We start from the raw sequence: 17,442 nt of genomic DNA on the forward strand, positions 1-17,442 counted from the left end.
TGGATCTCGCGCCGAGCGGGAGGATCTCGCGCCGAAACGCGAGAAGCGACGACGACAACCTCCCGCTCGACGCAGCAACATCCCGCTCATCGCCGACGGACACCGAAACGGGGGTGCGGGCCCGAAGCCCGCACCCCCGTCGTGGTGTCCGTCAGATCAGCTTCGCGAGCGCGAATGCCTGACGGGTGGCGAAGACCAGTCGGCGCGGTGCGTAGGCGTCACCGAGGATGTGCACCTCCCGCTCGCCCTCTGCAGCCGGCCCGTCCTTGATGCTCTCGTACAGGTCCGCGTCCCCGATGCCACCGCAGGCGAGCACCACCGAGTCGAAGCCGTCGACCTGGTGCGTGCGCCCGGAGTAGACGTTGCGGGTGACCACCCCGGTCGGGGTGATCTCGACGACGTCCTCCATGAACCGGTACTGCACGCCCTTCTCGTCGAGGCGCCCGAGGATCGCACCGACGATGTAGCGGCCGAGCAGCTGGCCCGCGACCTGCGTCGCGTAGACGATGGTGACGTCGTGACCGCGATCGGTGAGGAAGTCGGCGAGCGACAGCGGCGGCATGTGATCGTCCTGCGCGACGATCAGGACCCGCTTGCCGACCGCGGCGTCACCGTTCAGGACGTCGCGGATGTCGGCGACGTTGTCGCCGTACACGCCCGGGATGTCCGGGATCCGGCGGGTGGAGCCGGTGGCGACCGCCACCACGTCGAATCCGGCGGCCTCGATCTCCGCCTTCGTGGCCGCGTGCCGGTAGTCGATCTTCACGCCCGCCCGCTCGAGCCGGCGCTGCTGCCAGTCCAGGTACTTCTCGAACATGTCGTACGTGGGCGCGTTGATCGCGGTGCGCAGCTGGCCGCCGAGCACGTCGGACGCCTCCCACAACTCCACGTCGTGGCCCTTCTCCCGGGCCAGGGCCGCGAACTCCATGCCCGCCGGGCCGCCACCGACGACGAGCACGCGCCGGGGGTCGGTCACGGTGGGCCACGGCCCGTCGACCTCGTTGCTGGTGACGGGGTTGACCGCGCAGCCGAACGGCAGGCCCTCGACGTAGCGGCGGCTGATGCACTCGTTGCCGCCGACGCAGGGCCGGATCTCGTCGACGCGGCCGGTGCGGACCTTCTCGATGATCGACGGCTCGGCGATGTGCGCGCGGGCCATGCCGACGACGTCGGCGTCGCCGGCCGCGAGGATCCGTTCGGCGACGTCGGGGTGGTTGATGCGGCCCGTGTGCACGACGGGCAGCGACACCGCCCGCTTGAGCTGCCCGGCGAGATCGCTCCACTGGCCGGCCTCGTAGAAGTGCGGCTGGATGTAGGACGGGTTGCCCCACGGGCTGCCCACCACGCCGTGGAAGTAGTCGACGAGGCCGGTGCTCTCGAGGTACTGCGCGATCTCGATGGCCCCGGTGATGTCGTAGCCGCCCGGGACCTCCTCGCGCAGGTTCAGCCGGATGCCGATGACCATGGACGATCCGATCACGTCGCGGATGGCCCGCAGCACCTCGACCGGGAACCGGCAACGGTTCTCGATCGAGCCGCCGTACTCGTCGTCGCGCTTGTTGGTCAGCGGCGAGAGGAAGTACTCGAGCAGATCGTCGTGGTTCATGTGGAGTTCGACGCCGTCGAGGCGTGCCTTCTGGGCCTGCTCCGCACAGAACTTGTACTGGCCGACGAAGTAGGCGATCTCCTCCCGGTTCAGCTTGTGCGGAACGTTGTTGATCACCGGAGCGCTCAGGACCGACGACGCACCATGCGGCATGCCGCCCTGGTGGACCATCTGCCCCGTCGCCACCGCGCCCTCGGCGTGCAGGGCATCGGAATACGCCTGTACGCGTTCGACGAAGATCGGCAGGCTGTAGTGGCCCTCGACCGTGGCGCCGACGCCGGTGGGCTCGAACCCCGGGATCACCCCGGCGTTCGGAACCCAGGCGCTGAGGCTGTCGAACCACGCGGCTCCGCCCCTCGCCCGGGACACGTAGTAGGCGAGGTTGCGTTCGGCGTCGGCCTCGGACCCGAAGATGTTGCCGATCGCCGAGGCGTGCGGCGGCAGCACCACGCGGTTGCGCAGTTTCATCGGGCCGATCTGGAACGGCGAGAGCAGGTGGGCGTAGGCGGAGTCCGGATCCGCGGTCATATTGTTCACTCCTTGTTCGGTCGAGGCCCGAGCGAGCCGCCGCGTCCGTCGCCCGGCATCCTGGTCGAGTCGTGACTGACCGCGATGCGAACGGGACGGACTTCCAGGACGACTCGGTTGGGGCTGTCCAGCAGTCGCTGGAAGGCTGCGGGATCGGTCGGAGCATGGCGCTGCGCGAACGCCGCATAGAACCAGCGCTTGGTCTCCGCGTCGGCGTGGACGGTGACGCGGCCGCGGACGGCGAGCATCCGCCTGCCGGGCAGGCCGGTGCCGGCATTCGAGATCACGAGCGTCACGCGGGATTCGCGCATCGCCGCACGTACGTGCGCGCGGTCCTTCGCGGCGGTGAGCCAGAACCGGTCGTCGTGGTGCAGGTAGCTCATCACCACCCCGGCGGGCCACCCGGCCGCCGTACTGAAGGCGAAGGTACATTCGGTCTGCGCCGCAACGAGTTCGGCGATGCCCTCCTCGTCGACCCGCAGTGTACGCAGATCCTCGTTGTCGTCGATTCCGACGGCCATCGTCACATCACTTCACGTACGCGCCGGCGTCCACCGGGAAGGTGACTCCGGTGACGTACCGTGCCTCGTCGCTGCCGAGGAACAGCACCGCGTTGCTGATGTCGATCGATTCGACCCAGGGCACCGGCAGCGTGTTCAGCGACATGAACCCCGGCATCGCCTTCTCCTGCGACGGCTCCGGATCCCCCGGGGAGAACATGCCGTACGTCCCGGGATTCTGGATCATGATGGTGTCGACGTTCGTCGGGTGGATGGTGTTGACCCGGATGCTGTGGGGACCGAGCTCGTTCGCCATGGTCCGCATGAGCCCGACGATGCCGTGCTTGGCGGCGACGTAGTGGGCGACCTGCTGAATGCCCTTGAGGCCACCGATCGAACTGGTGAACATGATGGACCCACCGCGGCCCTGCTCGATCATCGTGGGGATCGCGACGACCGCGGTGTTGAAGACGCCGGTGAGGTTGACGTCGATCATGTCGCGCCACTGCTCGGCGGTGAGTTCCCACGAGCGGCCGTAGGTGGCGATGCCGGCGTTGGCGACCACGATGTCGACGCCGCCGAGCTGCGCCACCCCGTCGTCGAAGGCGCGCTGCAGCGCCGCGCGGTCCCGGACGTCGGCGCGGTGCGCCACGATCCGCCGGTCGAGGGCCTCGACGAGCCGGACGGTCTCCTTGAGCTCGTCCTCGGTGGCCAGCGGGTAGTACGGGGTCACCGAGTCGATGTTCTCGCAGATGTCGACCGCGATGATGTCGGCGCCCTCCTCGGCGAGCCGCAGCGCGTGGCTGCGACCCTGGCCGCGGGCGGCCCCGGTGATGAACGCGACCTTGCCTTCTACTCGTCCTGCCATGATTGTCGCCCCTCTCGTGGGAAATGGTGTCTAGCGATCGGCGGGGAACCGGACGGTCCCGGTGCCTTCGAGAACGCGCGCTCCGCCGAGGACGTCGAGCGTGAGGTCGCAGCGCACCAGGAGGCCGTCGGCTGTCTCCTCCACGTCGGTCACCACGCCCGCGGCCCGCAGCCTGTCACCCTCGAATACGTTGCCGAGGAACCTGAACCGGTATCCGGTGACCCGGTCCACGCCACCGGCCCAGGAGCCGAGCATGGACACGACGTAGGCGATGTTGCTCGGGCCCTGATTGACCGTGCGGTCGCCGAGGCCCAGCGCGCTCGCCGCCTTCCGATCGAAATGGATCGGGTTCGGGTCCCGCATGAGCGCCGAGAGGGTCTTCATCCGGGCCGGATCCACCGCGTCGATGGTGCGCTCGGGAATCTTCTGTCCGACGGTCGGTTTCATGCGGTCTCTCCTCGCCGCGGGAACACGATCGAGTTGGTGGTGGAGGCACAGTGCGCGCCGTCCTCGTCGTGCAGGTCGAGACGGTAGCCGACGATGTCGAAGACGCCGGTGCGCCGGCCCACCTTGCGCGTCGCGGAGACGATCTCGCCCGAGACGCGGTAGGTGGCGCCGACGCGCAGCGGCCGGTGCACCACCGTCTCGGTTTCCCCGGCCATCGGGCCGTCGGCCTCGGTGGCCCCGAACACCGCGAACAACTCGTCCCAGCTCCAGCCCATCGCGCCGGTGGCGACGAGGAACACCAGCACCGGGTGCGCACCGCCGTCGGCGGGGTCGGCGAGCATGCTGTCGAGGACGAGGTGCACCCACCACGGCTCGAGCGTGGCCTGGCCGCCGGGGAAGCGGGTGCCGACCAGTTCGGCGAGTTCGGTCTCGGTCGGCACCCGGCGTCCGGTGTCCACGGTCATCGGGCCGCCGTCGCTTCGAGGTACGGCGCCCGCAGGTCCCGCTTCATGATCTTCCCGGTCGGCGCCTTCGGCAGGGCGTCGACGAAGTCGACCGAACGGGGCTTCTGGTAGGAGGCCAGGTTCCGCTTGGCGGTGTCGATGATCTCCTGTTCGGTGGCGGTGTGCCCGGGCTTGAGCACGACGACGGCCTTGACGACCTCGCCCCACTCGTCGTCGGGGATGCCGATGACGGCGCATTCGAGGACTGCGGGATGGGCGCCGATGGCCTCTTCGACCTGGATGCTGTAGATGTTCTCGCCACCGGAGATGATCATGTCCTTGGCCCGGTCGACGATATAGACGTAGTGGTCCTCGTCCCAGACCGCGACGTCGCCGGTCCACATCCAGCCGTCGCGCAGGGTCTGCGCGGTCAGCTCCGGCTTGTTCCAGTAGCCGAGCATGTTGGCCTCGGAGCGGACCACGATCTCGCCGGGGGTCCTGCCGTCCTTGGGGACCTCGTTGCCGTCGAAGTCGACGACCCGGATCGTGGTGCCGAATCCTTCGCGGCCGCAGGACTTCAGCCGGTGCTCGTTGATGCCGTTGACCGCGTCGAGGTGGTCCTCCTGGGACAGGAACGACATCGTCGTGCCCTCGGTCTGGCCGTATCCCTGGATGAGGGTGCACGGGAACGCCTCGAGCGCGCTGCGCACGATCGCGGACGGCATGGGGCCGCCGCCGTACTGGATGTTGCGCAGGCTCGACAGGTCGTAGGAGTCGAAGTTCTCCACGGCCATCATCCAGTTCAGCATCGTGGTGATGCCGAGGAACGCCGAGACCCGTTCCGACTCGATGATCTCGAGCGCCTGCTTGGCCTCGAAATTGACCAGCACGACCGGACATCCGTGCTTCATGTAGTTCATCGAGAGCACCACCGGAATGTGGTACATCTGGCCGGTGAGCATGTAGACGTCGGTCGGAACGACCCGCTCGGCGACGGTCTGGTTGAGCATGCCGGCGGCCGCGCTGGTGTGCGAGTGCAGCGCGCCCTTGGACTCGCCGGTGGTGCCGCCGGTGTAGAGGATGAAGAACGGGTCGTCTCCCCCGACGCTCGGCGTCCAGATCGGTTCGGCCGGGCTGGAGCTCGCGAGCAGCTCCTCGTACGTCCCGCTTCCGCCCGGGCCGAACTCGAGCCAGTGGTCGACCGTGGTGGATCGACTCAGTTCCTCTGCCACGGACCGGAACTCGGAGGCGGTGATGAGCACCTTCGGGGTGGCGTCGGCGACGAGCCCGAGCAGGGACGGAGTTGCCAGCCGCCAGTTCAGCGGCTGCAGGATCAGTCCCGCTCGGCCGACGGCGAAGAACAGTTCCTGGAACTCGATGCTGTTCTTGGTCAGCACGGCGACGCGGTCGCCCTTCTCCAGGCCGAGTCCGCGCAGTCCGTTCGCCAGGCGCCGGACGCGCTCGTCGAGGTCGGCGAACGTGATGCGGCGATCGTTGGGGACGTCGTACAACGCCATGCGGTTCGGGGTGAGGGCGGCCCACTTGGCGGGGATGAGGCCCTGGTTCATCGTCATGGGTGTCTCCGGATGCGGGAGGGTTCAGTACGGGAGGTCGAGGGCGATGTGCCGCTTGGTGAGCACCCAGTCGCCGCCGCTCCGGGTCCACTCGTCCTCGTACTTGCCCGTGGACAACACCTTCAGCGCACCGTTCTCCGCGGAGGTGATGAGCAGGTAGGACACCGTGCGGACGTTCTTCTCGTCGATCTCGTCGATCAGCAGATTGGTGGTGATGTGCCGCCGCTGGTCGGTCTGCGACTCGTGCGCGCCGCGGAACAGGCCCATGATCTCCTCGCGGCCGTTCAGCGGCCCGATGAGGTCGCCGTCGCCGATCTTCATGGTGAACACGGCGGTTTCGCCGAAGACGCGCTCGACGCCGTCCATGTCGCCGTCGTCGTAGGCGAGCGCGTAGCGGGCGAGGGCGTTTTCGATTTCGTTCCTGAGCGACATTACGACTACTCCTGCCGAGGGGAGGGAAGGAAGGGAGGTGTGATGGCAGTCACTTTATACTAATCATGCGCATTGTCTAGGGGTACGAGGACCCCAGTTTCCGCGCCGAGGGACGGCGATCGACGCTATTCGAACATCGGGCTAATCGGACACAGTCCAGGTGTCGTGCCCGGTCAACAAGGACTGCAGGGAGTCTCGGCGGTCGAGACCGCCGGTGCGGGCGCTCTCGTTCTGCTCCCGCACCAGGTCGTCGTACGTCGGACGGGCAACGCTGCGGAACACGCCGAACACGGTGTGTTCGAGGTCCTGGTCGGACAGCCGCGACAGCGCGAAGGCGTACTCCGGATCGTCGGCGTGCGCATCGTGCACCACGATCGCACCCGGGTCGGCCGTCGCCGTGTCCACCACGCGCAGTCCGAATCCGTCACGGACGACGCACTTCTGGCCCTCGGCGCCGAACACGATCGGCTCACCGTGGCGCAGCGGGATCACCCGCTGCTCGGCGTCCTCCTTGCGCAGCACGTCGAAGGAGCCGTCGTTGAAGATCGGGCAGTCCTGATAGATCTCGACGAACGAGGTGCCCCGGTGCTCGGCTGCGCGGCGCAGCACGTCGGTCAGACCCTTGCGGTCGGAGTCGAGCGCTCGGGCCGCGAAGGTGGCCTCGGCACCGAGAGCGAGGGACAGCGTGTTGAACGGGTGGTCCACCGAACCCATCGGCGTGGACTTGGTGATCTTCCCGACCTCGGACGTGGGCGAGTACTGCCCCTTCGTCAGGCCGTAGATCCGGTTGTTGAACAACAGGATCGTGAGGTTCACGTTGCGGCGCAGCGCATGGATCAGGTGGTTTCCGCCGATCGAGAGGGCATCGCCGTCACCGGTGACCACCCACACCGACAGGTCGGGCCGGGTGACGGCCAGACCGGTCGCGATCGCCGGCGCACGGCCGTGGATGGAGTGCAGGCCGTAGGTCTCGAGGTAGTACGGGAACCGGCTCGAACAGCCGATGCCCGAGACGAACATCAGGTTCTCGCGCCGCAGGCCGAGTTCGGGCAGGAAGTTGCGGATCGCGGCCAGAATGACGTAGTCACCGCAGCCCGGGCACCAGCGCACCTCCTGGTCGCTCGTGAAGTCCTTGGCCTTCTGCGGGGTGTCGGTCGTCGGGACGAGCGCGGTGGCACTCAGTCCGAGATCGGTGCCCACGCGGCTGATCAACTCGGTCATGCCGATTCCTCCTCGCGGTCCGGCTCCGGACGGTACTCGGCCGCAGCCAGCGCGGCGGTGGTCTTGGCGTGTTCCAGCTCGCGCAGGGTGCCGGCGAGCGCGGCATCGATCGCGTCGACGATCTCGTCGGCGAGGAAGGCCAGGCCCTGAACCTTGGTCACCGGCTGGACGTCGACAAGGTAGCGCGCCCGCAGCACACTCGTCAGCTGTCCCAGGTTCATCTCGGGCGCGATCACCGTGCGGTACCGGCCGAGCACCTCACCGAGGTTGCGCGGCAACGGGTTCAGGTGCCGCAGGTGCAGGTGGGCGACCGCGGTGCCGCGACGCCGGGCCCGGCGGCACGCCTCGCCGATCGGCCCGTAGGAACTGCCCCATCCCACGATCAGCAGTTCCGCCTGCCCCGACGGATCGTCGACCTCGGCGTCCGGGACCGAGATCCCGTCGATCTTCGCCTGGCGCAGGCGCACCATCAGATCGTGGTTGGCCGGGTCGTAGGAGATGTTGCCGCTGCCGTTCGCCTTCTCGAGGCCACCGATCCGGTGCTCGAGGCCGGGCGTTCCGGGGATCGCCACGGTGCGGGCCAGGGTTTCGCGGTCCCGGGCGTAGGGGCGCAGGGGCGCACCACCGGCGTCCGGGCCCGTCTCGTAGCCCGGCTCGATCGGGGCGAGCTCGTCTACCCGCGGGATCTGCCAGGGTTCGGAGCCGTTGGCGATGGCGCCGTCGGACAGCAGCAGCACCGGGGTCCGGTAGGTCAGGGCGATGTGGGCCGCCTCGACCGCGGTGGCGAAGCAGTCGGCCGGCGAGCGCGGCGCGAGCACCGCGACCGGCGACTCACCGTTGCGCCCGTACAGCGCCTGCAGCAGGTCGGATTGCTCGGTCTTGGTCGGCAGGCCCGTCGACGGTCCGCCGCGCTGCACGTCGATCACCACGAGGGGGATTTCGGTCATCACGGCCAGGCCGATGGCCTCGCTCTTGAGGGCCAGGCCCGGACCGGAGGTGCTGGTGACGCCCAGGGCGCCGCCGATGGAGGCCCCGACTGCCGCGCCGATGGCGGCGATCTCGTCCTCCGCCTGGAAGGTGGTCACGCCGAGGCTGCGGTGCTTGGTCAGCTCGTGCAGGATGTCGGAGGCGGGAGTGATCGGATACGTCCCGAGGAACACCTCGAGCCCGGACAGCTCACCGGCGGCCACCAGGCCGTAGGCCAGGGCGGTGTTGCCGGTGATCTGCCGGTACGTACCGGGCGGCAGGTCCGCCTTGGCCACCTCGAACGTCGTCGCGAACGTCTCCGTGGTCTCGCCGTAGTTCCACCCGGCGTGGAATGCGAGCAGGTTGCCCTGGGCGACCTGCGGCTTCTTGGCGAACTTGGTGCGCAGGAACTCCTCGATCCGCCCCACCGGCCGGTTGTACATCCACGACAGCAACCCGAGCGCGAACATGTTCTTCGCGCGTTCCCCGTCCTTGCGGCTCAGGCCGGCCGGCTCGACCGCCCCGACCGACAGGCTCGACATCGGCACCTGGTGGATCACGAACTCGTCGAGGCTGCCGTCCTCGAGCGGGCTGGCGGCGTAGCCGACCTTGGACAGGTTGCGCTTGGTGAACTCGTCGGTGTTGACGATGACGGTGCCGCCGCGCGGCAGGTCGCCGATGTTCGCCTTCAGCGCCGCCGGGTTCATCGCGACGAGGACGTCCGGGCGATCACCCGCGGTGAGGATGTCGTGGTCCGCGATCTGGATCTGGAACGACGACACCCCGGGCAGCGTGCCCTGCGGCGCCCGGATCTCGGCGGGGAAGTTCGGCTGCGTCGCGAGGTCGTTGCCGAACGCGGCCGCTTCGGAGGTGAACCGGTCGCCGGTCAGCTGCATGCCGTCGCCCGAGTCGCCCGCGAAGCGGATGACGACTCGCTCCAGCTTGGTGGTGTTCGCGTCCGTTGTCATGGGTGCCTGCCTCTGGTCCGCATTCTCCCCCTACTGGGCTTCCTTCACGAGTTGCTTGGCCAGGGAATCGAAGATCACCTCGGTCGAGCCCTCGTAGATCCGCATGGGACGGGCCTCCCGGTAGAGGCGCTCGAGCTTCCCGCCGCGCACGAGCCCGAAGCGGCCCATGATCTGCACCGAGCGGTCGACGACGCGGGCGGCCGCCTCGGTGGCGCCGACCTTTGCCATCGACGACAGGTGCAGATTGGCGCGTGCGTCGCGGGCCGACGCGGCGGCCGCGCGGTAGGTCAGCGAGCGCGCCATCTCGATGTCGGTCCAGCAGGAGGCGAGGTGCTCGGGCACCGATCCGAGACGCGCGAGGCTGACGCCGAAGCCCTCCCGGGTCTTGGCGTGGGCGACCGCCTCGTCCAGCGCGGCCTGGGCCACGCCGACGGCGGCGCCGGCCACGGACACGCGGAACGTGGCGAGGGTGGCGAGGACGAGCCCGAAGCCCTTGCCCGGTTCCCCGATGCGGTTGCCGACCGGTACCTCGACGTTCTCGAGGATGACGTCGCTGAGCACGTGGGGCGCGATGATCTGGTGCGGGCGCTCGATGCGCAGGCCGGGCGCGTCGGCCGGGACCAGCACGAGGGAGTATCCGTCGCCCTCGCGGGCGAGGATGCTGTAGAAGTCCGCGTCGCCGCCGTTGGTGATGAAGGACTTGTGCCCGTCGACGATCAGCTTGCCGTCGCGCTCGACGACGGTGGTGCTGAGTGCCTTGAGGTCGGAGCCGACGTGCGGCTCCGTCAGGCCGAGGGCGGCCACGGCCTCGAGCCGGGCCACCTTGGGCAGCCACTCCGCCTTGAGTTCCTCGGAGCCGCCGACACTGATGCAGTAGCTGCCGATGCCCTGCATGCCGAACATGGAGTCGAGGTGGGCCGACTCGGCGGCGAGGGCCTCGCGCACGATGGTCACCGCGAGCGAGTCGACCTTCTCGAAGCGACCACCGTAGGCAGCCGGCACGACGACCTCGGTGAGCCGGGACGCGGTCAGCCGCTTGCGGACGTCCGGATCGAAGCTGTCCGCCTCGTCGGCGCGCGCAGCGATGTCGGCGCACTCGGCCGCGAGGTCCCGGGCTTCCCGCTGGAGGTCGAGGTACCGCTGCGGCAGGGCGAACAGGTCCTGCTGGTCGTCACTCACCTTGTACTCCGTTCTGGCGATGCGTCCGATCCACCGGGTGCGACACGGCGGTGTGACTCGGCGCGGTCTCGGCCATTGTCGTGAACTGGATCACTATCCGCTAATCTATGATCACAATAGCAAGGAATTGGGTACCGTCAACCAGGACCAGTGGAGGAACTCGATGACCGATTCAACAACCGGCCGGACCCGCCCGGGGTTCGACCCCGTCCGCGCGTTCGATCTGACCGACCGCACGGCGATCGTCACCGGCGGCAGCCGGGGCCTCGGCCGCGCCATGGCGTTCGGGCTGGCTCGCGCCGGCTGCGACGTCGTCATCGCCAGCCGTGACCTGGCCTCCTGCCAGGCCACCGCCGACGAGATCACCGAGGAGACGGGACGCAAGACGCTTGCGCATTCGTTCCACGTCGGACGATGGGAATCGATCGAGGAACTCGTCGAGGCGGCCTATGGTCACTTCCGGAAGATCGACGTGCTGATCAACAACGCGGGCATGTCCCCGCTGTACGACAGTCTCGACACCGTCAGCGAAACGCTGTTCGACAAAGTGATCGGGGTGAACCTCAAGGGCCCGTTCCGGCTCGCGGCACTCGTCGGAACCCGCATGGCGCAGGGCGACGGCGGATCCATTATCAACATTTCCAGCGCCGGGTCCGTGCACCCCAGGCCGGATATCCTTCCCTACGCCGCCGCCAAGGCCGGACTCAACGCCGTTACGATCGGCATGGCGCACGCGTTCGGTCCCACGGTGCGCAGCAACGCAATCATGGCCGGCACCTTCCTCACGGACGTGAGCAACTCGTGGGACATGGAGGCGTTCTCCCAGCGGGCGCAGCGCTTCGCCGCCAAGCGCGGCGGACAGCCCGACGAGATCGTCGGCGCCGCCCTCTACCTCGCGAGCGACGCCTCGAGTTTCACGACCGGCTCCATCGTTACCGTCGACGGCGGCCACCCCTGATCCACCCGGAAGGACACGACATGACCACCGCCACCACCGCCGTCACGCAGCAGCGCTTCCAGCTCGCCTACGGCGACTGCGACGCCGTCGGGATCTCGTACTTCGCCATCAACTACCCGTGGATGGAACGCACGTACAGCGTCTGGCTGCACTCGTTCGGCCTCGACAGCCACACGTTGCTCGACACCGTCGGCGTCTACACCGTGGGCCTGAAGTCGGAGTGCCAGTACATCACCAGCTGCGAGGTGTTCGACGAGCTGACCTGCACGGTCGTCCTCGACCACCTCGGCACCACCTCGTACGCGCTGGGATTCGACTTCGAGCGCGGCGACGAACTCGTCGCTCACGGCAAGATCACGTTCGCCGTGCGCGGCGCCGATGGAAACAAGGCCCCGATCCCGGAGCGGCTGCTCGCCGCCCTCCGGACGCTGGAGCCGCCGAAGACGACGCAACCGTAGTTCCCGCGCGAGTCCCCGCGCGCGAAGGGGGCGTCCACTCCACCGAGTGGACGCCCCCTTCGGCATCTTCGGCGTGCGCGAAATCCATTGACAATTACCAAATTCCGCATACAGTCGTCGGCATCGGTGATCTGGATCACTTCGACTCCGATCTCGAGCCGTCCGCGGAGGCGCTCGCCCCTGAGCGACGCAACTCCCGCTCGACCGTCGATTCGACGATCCGCAGAGGCCCGAGCGACCGCAGGAGAGCCCCCGTCCCATCCCAGCCGATGCGCGAGCATCGACGGCGGCTTTCCTCGGGACGGACCTGTCGACCGGCGCGGGAGCAGCCCGCCCCGGAATCACGAAAGCGAATGGACATGGGAACCAACGAAAAGAAGGTCGTACAGAACTGGCTCGCCGCCGTCCGCGGCGATTCGGAGGGGGTGGGAGACGCGTTCACCCGCTACTTCCATCCCGATGCCACCTGGACCCTCATCGGATCCACTCCCATCTCGGGCACCTACAAGGGTCTCGAGTCCATCCAGAACGACTTTCTCGGCGCGAACTTCCGCGGCGAGGAGCGCGAAGGCCCGTCCGTGCAGGGCCTGAGCCAGGAGTACGGCATCAAGCCACTCGAGGTCGAGGACGTCCTCTCGCTGGAGGACGGGCGCGTCGTCGTATTCTGCCGCTCGGATGGCATGGGCCGCAACGGGGTTCCGTACAAGAACCAGTACTGCTGGATCGTCACCGTCCGCGACGACAAGATCGCGGCCATGCTCGAGTTCTGCGACACCGCCCTGATCGAGCAGGCGCAGTTCGACAAGATGATCGTCCCCCGGGGTACCACCACTCCCGTCTACGAACACTGATCCGCCACATTTCCCTCGACGCAAGGAGCAATCATGGCCAAGCAGGGACGACTCACCCGGGAGAAATTCGGCTACACGATGCCGGTGGACGAGCCGCTCTACCCGAAGCCGCCCGTCTACTATCGCGACATGGAGACCATCACGGTCGCCTACGAGACCGACGAGAACGCCGCGCTCGACCTCCTTCCGGAGGCAGCGGGTTTCGAACTCACTCTCCCCGCAACCGTCCGCATCGTCATCGCCAAGATGCCGTTCACCACGTTCGGTGCGTACGAGGAGGCTTACCAGTTCCTCGACTGCACGTGGGAGGGCGAGCCGTGCATCTATCCCGTCCGCATCCTGCTCAACCAGGAGTCGGCACTCGCCGCCGGCCGTGAGATCTGGGGCAACCCCAAGAAGTTCGGCCACATCGAGTGGCAGCAGGAAAGCGAGGTCATGCAGGGAATCGTGGAACGTCCCAAGGGAAGCCGCATCTGCACCGTACAGATGAAGCCGGAGCGTCCGGTCGACCTCGAGCCCTACGACATGAAGCCGATGGGCCTCCGGGTCATCCCGAATCCCGAGGGTGGGGACCCGTCGCTCGCGGATCTGGTGCTCAACTCCTGCCGTGTGACCCCGAAGCAAGCATGGTCCGGGCGCGGCTCGATCTCGTTCGGTGTGGAATCCGAACTCGATCCATGGCACACTCTGCCGATCAAACGGATCACAGACGCCCTCTACGTCCGCTCGGACATGGACGTCGCGCCGACAGCGAAGGTCGTCAAACGGTTCTTCTAACCCGCTGCGGGTCCAGCATGTGCAGCCGACTCGGATCGGACGACGAGTACGACGCGGCGCTCGCCGACTACCGCCGGCGTGGCAGCACCCTCGAGCTGCACGGCAGATTCGGTGCGGGCGCCCACTCCTCACGAGTGGGCGCCCGTTCCCGTCGAGAACTCGTTTCACCAATATGCGTTGACATCATTCGAATCGTATTTATAGTTATCAGCACCTAGTGATCCGGATCACTGTCCACCTCCGGCCCCAGACCCTCGGCGGAGCGGCACGACCCCGACCGGTGCTCCGGCACCGATCCTGCTCGACCCTCGATTCGACGATCAGGAGATCCCAGAGTGACCGCAGTCGATCCCCGCCCCATCGCCCCCGACATCCTCTCCCCCGAGTTCCTCGACAACCCGTACCCGCTCCACCGCGTGTTGCGCGACCACTACCCGGCCCTGCACCACGAGGGCACGGACAGCTACCTGATCAGCAGGTTCGCCGACTGCGCCGAGGCCTTCCGCAGCCCGAAGTTCTCCAGCCGCAACTACGAATGGCAGCTCGAGCCCATCCACGGCCGCACGATCCTGCAGATGGAAGGGCGCGAGCACTCCACGCACCGCGCGCTGCTCAACCCGTTCTTCCGCGGCAACGGACTCGAACGCTTCATGCCGGCCATCACCCACAATGCCGCCCAGCTGATCGGCGACATCGTCGCGCGCAACGCCGGCGAGCTGCTCGGCGCGGTGGCCCGGCAGGGCGAGGCCGAACTCGTCTCCCAGTTCACCAGCCGATTCCCCATCAACGTGATGGTCGACATGCTGGGCCTGCCCAAGAGCGATCACGAGCGGTTCCGCGGCTGGTACTTCTCGATCATGGCCTATCTCAACAACCTGGCCGGAGACCCCGAGATCAACGCCGCCGCCGAACGCACCCATGTCGAGCTGCGCGAGTACATGCTGCCGATCATCCGCGAACGACGCTCGGGCGACGGCGACGATCTGCTCTCGCGCCTGTGCCGCGCGGAGGTCGACGGCGAGCAGATGTCCGACGAGGAGATCAAGGCCTTCGTCAGTCTGCTCCTCGTCGCCGGTGGCGAGACGACGGACAAGGCCATCGCCAGCATGATTCGCAATCTGATCGACCATCCCGAGCAGATGCGGGCCGTGCGCGAGGACCGCACCCTCGCCGACCGCGTCATCGCCGAGACGCTGCGGTATTCCGGACCCGTCCACATGATCATGCGCCAGACCGAGGACGAGGTGCAGATCGAGGACTCGACCATCCCCGCAGGGGCGACGTGCATCATGATGCTCGCGGCCGCCAACCGCGACGAGCGCCACTTCTCGAATCCGGACGAGTTCGACATCTTCCGAACCGACCTCAACGTCGACCGAGCATTCAGTGGTGCGGCCAACCACGTGCAGTTCATCCTCGGCCGCCACTTCTGCGTGGGCTCTATGCTCGCGAAGACGGAGATGACCATCGCGCTGAACCTCGTGCTCGACACGATGGACTCGATCGAGTACCAGGACGGCTTCGTACCGCGCGAGGAGGGCCTCTACACCCGCAGCATCCCCGAACTGCGCGTGAAGTTCGAACCGACCGGGAAGCTCGGCTGACAGCCGCGACAGCCGGCCGTCCGCGCATGCGATCGCGTACGCGGACGGCCGGCACTGCCGCGTCGACGAAAGACGGCACTGCCGCGTCGGCGAAAGCCGTTACTGCAGCGTGTAGTCCGTCAGTACCCGGCGACCGGGCGTGAAGGTGGCCGGGATGCGCTGGTAGCCGGTGTTCACGCCCTGTCGCGGGTACGGCTGCAGCGCCGCGAGGTCGACGTCGTAGTCCGGCATCCGTTCGAGCACCTGGCTGATCAGAGCGTGCGACATGTACCGGCCGAGGTGCGAACCGGCGCAGCGGTGCACACCGATGCCGAAGGCGGTGTGCCGGTTGGGCCACCGTTCGATGTCGATCTCGTCGGGCTTGTCGAACAGTTCCGAATCGCGATTGGCGGAGGCCCACGACAGCAGCACCCGGTCGCCCTTCTGCATGGGGCAGCCGTGGAACTCGACGTCGTGCGTCACGGTGCGGGCGAGCGCCTGGGTCGGCGAGAAGTACCGCAGGAACTCCTCGATGGCGTGATCGAGGAGATCGGGGTGGTCGATGAGACGCTGCCGCACGTCCTTGTGGCGGCTGAGCCAGACCAGCGAGTTGCTCACCAGGGACGCGGTGGTGCCGACGCCGCCGGAGATGAGCAGGTCGACGATCGCGAACACGTCGTGATCGTTCATCGGGCTGCCGTCGACCTCCTGCTGGACGAGGTAGCTGATGATGTCGTCCTTCGGATCCCGTCGCCGTTCGGTGATGGTCTGCTCGATGCGTCCGGCCAGGTACGGGAAGTCGACCTCGACCGCGCGGGTGTGCTCGGGGGTGCCCGGAATTCCCGCGAGCACCTGGAAGTGGGCGTTGGAGTAGCGGCGCCACTCCGAGACGTCGAGTCCGAGCCACTCCACCGTGACGATCGAGGGGACTCCGATGACCGACGTCAGGTCGCACTCACCGCTCTCGATCACGCTGTCGATGAAGCCCGCGACGTGCCGGTCGATGGTGGGCTTCATCTTCTCGACGGCGGCCGGCGCACTGACCGGGTTGACGATCCTGCGGTACTTGCGGAACTCCGGGGGATCGAGCTCGATCGGAATATGGTCGTGATGCGGGGTTTTCGGGATCACCACGGACAGCCCGTCGCCGCCGTACTCGCTGCGCGCCGAGGAGAACGTCTCGTCGTCGCGGGCGGCGTCGAAGACCGAACTGTAGTCGGAGAGCACCCAGTATCCGCCGTGAGCGGGAGTCCAGCCGATCTTGACGGTTTCGCGGATCTTCCGGTACGACTCGGCCGGGTCGGCCGAGTGCTCGGGCGAATTGTGGTCGAAGTGGACGACCGGACAGCGAGCGGGGCTTTCCATCGTGCGTTCCTTCCGAGACGGGATTCGTTGGCGGCGAATCGGGTTCTAGGCCTTGGCGAGCAATCCGGCGTCGATGGGCAGGACCACGCCGGTCACGTACCGGGCCTCGTCGGAGGCCAGCCAGACCAGGGCATTGCTGATGTCGACGGCCTCGACCCAGGGGACGTCGAGTTCGTTGCGCCGGCGGCAGTGGTCGACGATGTCGGCCTGCGTGGGCGACTCGAGGTCCGGACGGTAGATGCGGTACATGGCGTCGTTCTCGATCATGTCCGTCCGGACGGTGCCGGGGTTGAGGGTGTTGACCCGGATGCCGTGTTCCCCCAGCTCGTTGGAGAGGGTGCGCATGAGGCTGACGACCCCGCCCTTGCTGGCCGCGTAGTGCCCGAGGTTGCGGCTCGCCCGGATCGCCGCGACCGAGCTGGTGAGCACGATCGCGCCGCCGGTACCCTGCTCGATCATCCGGGGCACGACGGCCCGCACGGTGTGGAAGACACCGGTGAGGTTGACGTCGATGACGTTCTGCCATTCCTCGTCGCTGAGATGCCAGGTAGGCGTGAAACTGACGATGCCGGCGTTGGCGCTGACGATGTCGAGGTGCCCGAACTCGTCGACGGCGTCGGAGACGAGGAGGTCGAGGGCCGCCTGGTCACGCACGTCGACCACCCGGGACAGGCAGCGGCGGCCCGTCGCCTCGACGAGCCGGTGGGTCTCGGCGAGG

Annotated in this window: 17 protein-coding genes; 5 read left to right on the forward strand and 12 right to left on the reverse strand. The window is 67.6% G+C overall.

Annotation, left to right across the window (positions count from 1 at the left end; genetic code table 11):
- Window positions 1–151: 151 nt before the first annotated feature.
- From CQZ88_RS26690 to CQZ88_RS26735, 10 genes are all read right to left on the reverse strand, one after another.
- A complete protein-coding gene (locus CQZ88_RS26690; RefSeq protein ID WP_050036067.1) occupies window positions 152–2,134 on the reverse strand; it encodes an FAD-dependent oxidoreductase in 1,983 nt (660 codons plus the stop codon).
- A 5-nt stretch (window positions 2,135–2,139) separates the two neighbouring features.
- Window positions 2,140–2,655 carry a pyridoxamine 5'-phosphate oxidase family protein gene (locus CQZ88_RS26695; RefSeq protein WP_006934096.1) on the reverse strand — a complete coding sequence of 172 codons (516 nt, stop codon included), beginning with the start codon at window positions 2,653–2,655 and terminating at the stop codon, window positions 2,140–2,142.
- A 7-nt stretch (window positions 2,656–2,662) separates the two neighbouring features.
- Window positions 2,663–3,502 (reverse strand): mycofactocin-coupled SDR family oxidoreductase, encoded by an 840-nt coding sequence (locus CQZ88_RS26700; protein WP_006934097.1) that lies wholly within the window; start codon window positions 3,500–3,502, stop codon window positions 2,663–2,665.
- Window positions 3,503–3,532: 30 nt separating this feature from the next.
- Entirely contained in the window at window positions 3,533–3,949 is a 417-nt protein-coding gene (locus CQZ88_RS26705) for a MaoC family dehydratase (protein ID WP_006934099.1), read from the reverse strand.
- Window positions 3,946–4,413 carry a hypothetical protein gene (locus tag CQZ88_RS26710; protein WP_029546542.1) on the reverse strand — a complete coding sequence of 156 codons (468 nt, stop codon included), beginning with the start codon at window positions 4,411–4,413 and terminating at the stop codon, window positions 3,946–3,948. Before CQZ88_RS26710 ends, CQZ88_RS26705 begins: the two co-directional genes overlap by 4 nt.
- Window positions 4,410–5,966 (reverse strand): AMP-binding protein, encoded by a 1,557-nt coding sequence (locus CQZ88_RS26715; RefSeq protein WP_029546543.1) that lies wholly within the window; start codon window positions 5,964–5,966, stop codon window positions 4,410–4,412. The genes CQZ88_RS26710 and CQZ88_RS26715 overlap by 4 nt, the downstream gene beginning before the upstream one ends.
- Before the next feature lie 24 nt (window positions 5,967–5,990).
- On the reverse strand, window positions 5,991–6,398 hold the full coding sequence (locus tag CQZ88_RS26720) for a nuclear transport factor 2 family protein (protein ID WP_006934104.1): 408 nt from the start codon (window positions 6,396–6,398) through the stop codon (window positions 5,991–5,993).
- A 141-nt stretch (window positions 6,399–6,539) separates the two neighbouring features.
- Complete coding sequence (locus CQZ88_RS26725; protein WP_043802038.1) at window positions 6,540–7,619, reverse strand: 2-oxoacid:ferredoxin oxidoreductase subunit beta; 1,080 nt, start codon at window positions 7,617–7,619, stop codon at window positions 6,540–6,542.
- The gene (locus CQZ88_RS26730) at window positions 7,616–9,553 is read right to left on the reverse strand and encodes a 2-oxoacid:acceptor oxidoreductase subunit alpha (protein WP_029546545.1); all 1,938 of its coding nucleotides are present in this window, start codon (window positions 9,551–9,553) and stop codon (window positions 7,616–7,618) included. The genes CQZ88_RS26725 and CQZ88_RS26730 overlap by 4 nt, the downstream gene beginning before the upstream one ends.
- 30 nt (window positions 9,554–9,583) lie before the next feature.
- Complete coding sequence (locus CQZ88_RS26735; protein WP_082120290.1) at window positions 9,584–10,732, reverse strand: acyl-CoA dehydrogenase family protein; 1,149 nt, start codon at window positions 10,730–10,732, stop codon at window positions 9,584–9,586.
- A 163-nt stretch (window positions 10,733–10,895) separates the two neighbouring features.
- On the opposite strand from CQZ88_RS26735, the gene CQZ88_RS26740 reads away from it, so the two are divergent.
- From CQZ88_RS26740 to CQZ88_RS26760, 5 genes are all read left to right on the forward strand, one after another.
- Window positions 10,896–11,690, forward strand: coding sequence for an SDR family NAD(P)-dependent oxidoreductase (locus CQZ88_RS26740; protein WP_102800549.1), 795 nt, complete (start codon window positions 10,896–10,898; stop codon window positions 11,688–11,690).
- A gap of 20 nt (window positions 11,691–11,710) precedes the next feature.
- A complete protein-coding gene (locus tag CQZ88_RS26745; RefSeq protein WP_006934119.1) occupies window positions 11,711–12,148 on the forward strand; it encodes a thioesterase family protein in 438 nt (145 codons plus the stop codon).
- Window positions 12,149–12,507: 359 nt separating this feature from the next.
- Window positions 12,508–12,999 (forward strand): nuclear transport factor 2 family protein, encoded by a 492-nt coding sequence (locus tag CQZ88_RS26750; protein WP_144415056.1) that lies wholly within the window; start codon window positions 12,508–12,510, stop codon window positions 12,997–12,999.
- A gap of 33 nt (window positions 13,000–13,032) precedes the next feature.
- Window positions 13,033–13,776: an acetoacetate decarboxylase family protein gene (locus tag CQZ88_RS26755; protein WP_006934121.1), complete on the forward strand. Its 744-nt coding sequence runs from the start codon at window positions 13,033–13,035 to the stop codon at window positions 13,774–13,776.
- Window positions 13,777–14,111: 335 nt separating this feature from the next.
- A complete protein-coding gene (locus tag CQZ88_RS26760) occupies window positions 14,112–15,380 on the forward strand; it encodes a cytochrome P450 (protein ID WP_006941606.1) in 1,269 nt (422 codons plus the stop codon).
- Window positions 15,381–15,479: 99 nt separating this feature from the next.
- Here CQZ88_RS26760 and CQZ88_RS26765 read toward each other — a convergent pair whose 3' ends face one another.
- Both CQZ88_RS26765 and CQZ88_RS26770 read right to left on the reverse strand, forming a co-directional pair.
- Complete coding sequence (locus tag CQZ88_RS26765) at window positions 15,480–16,724, reverse strand: cytochrome P450 (protein WP_006941607.1); 1,245 nt, start codon at window positions 16,722–16,724, stop codon at window positions 15,480–15,482.
- A gap of 45 nt (window positions 16,725–16,769) precedes the next feature.
- Window positions 16,770–17,442, reverse strand: a 673-nt coding sequence (locus CQZ88_RS26770) for a mycofactocin-coupled SDR family oxidoreductase (RefSeq protein ID WP_258008812.1), incomplete at its 5' end; no start/stop codon positions are given.

Origin of the sequence: Rhodococcus sp. ENV425, assembly GCF_002887785.1 — a bacterium.
In the GTDB taxonomy this organism is placed as follows: domain Bacteria; phylum Actinomycetota; class Actinomycetes; order Mycobacteriales; family Mycobacteriaceae; genus Rhodococcus; species Rhodococcus aetherivorans.

Excerpts from the sequence above, each read along its gene's own strand:
- CQZ88_RS26690 (WP_050036067.1), bottom strand. The coding sequence starts at position 2,134 with ATGACCGCGGATCCGGACTCCGCCTACGCCCACCTGCTCTCGCCGTTC.
- CQZ88_RS26695 (WP_006934096.1), bottom strand. The coding sequence starts at position 2,655 with ATGGCCGTCGGAATCGACGACAACGAGGATCTGCGTACACTGCGGGTC.
- CQZ88_RS26700 (WP_006934097.1), bottom strand. The coding sequence starts at position 3,502 with ATGGCAGGACGAGTAGAAGGCAAGGTCGCGTTCATCACCGGGGCCGCC.
- CQZ88_RS26705 (WP_006934099.1), bottom strand. The coding sequence starts at position 3,949 with ATGAAACCGACCGTCGGACAGAAGATTCCCGAGCGCACCATCGACGCG.
- CQZ88_RS26710 (WP_029546542.1), bottom strand. The coding sequence starts at position 4,413 with ATGACCGTGGACACCGGACGCCGGGTGCCGACCGAGACCGAACTCGCC.
- CQZ88_RS26715 (WP_029546543.1), bottom strand. The coding sequence starts at position 5,966 with ATGACGATGAACCAGGGCCTCATCCCCGCCAAGTGGGCCGCCCTCACC.
- CQZ88_RS26720 (WP_006934104.1), bottom strand. The coding sequence starts at position 6,398 with ATGTCGCTCAGGAACGAAATCGAAAACGCCCTCGCCCGCTACGCGCTC.
- CQZ88_RS26725 (WP_043802038.1), bottom strand. The coding sequence starts at position 7,619 with ATGACCGAGTTGATCAGCCGCGTGGGCACCGATCTCGGACTGAGTGCC.
- CQZ88_RS26730 (WP_029546545.1), bottom strand. The coding sequence starts at position 9,553 with ATGACAACGGACGCGAACACCACCAAGCTGGAGCGAGTCGTCATCCGC.
- CQZ88_RS26740 (WP_102800549.1), top strand. The coding sequence starts at position 10,896 with ATGACCGATTCAACAACCGGCCGGACCCGCCCGGGGTTCGACCCCGTC.
- CQZ88_RS26745 (WP_006934119.1), top strand. The coding sequence starts at position 11,711 with ATGACCACCGCCACCACCGCCGTCACGCAGCAGCGCTTCCAGCTCGCC.
- CQZ88_RS26750 (WP_144415056.1), top strand. The coding sequence starts at position 12,508 with ATGGGAACCAACGAAAAGAAGGTCGTACAGAACTGGCTCGCCGCCGTC.
- CQZ88_RS26755 (WP_006934121.1), top strand. The coding sequence starts at position 13,033 with ATGGCCAAGCAGGGACGACTCACCCGGGAGAAATTCGGCTACACGATG.
- CQZ88_RS26765 (WP_006941607.1), bottom strand. The coding sequence starts at position 16,724 with ATGGAAAGCCCCGCTCGCTGTCCGGTCGTCCACTTCGACCACAATTCG.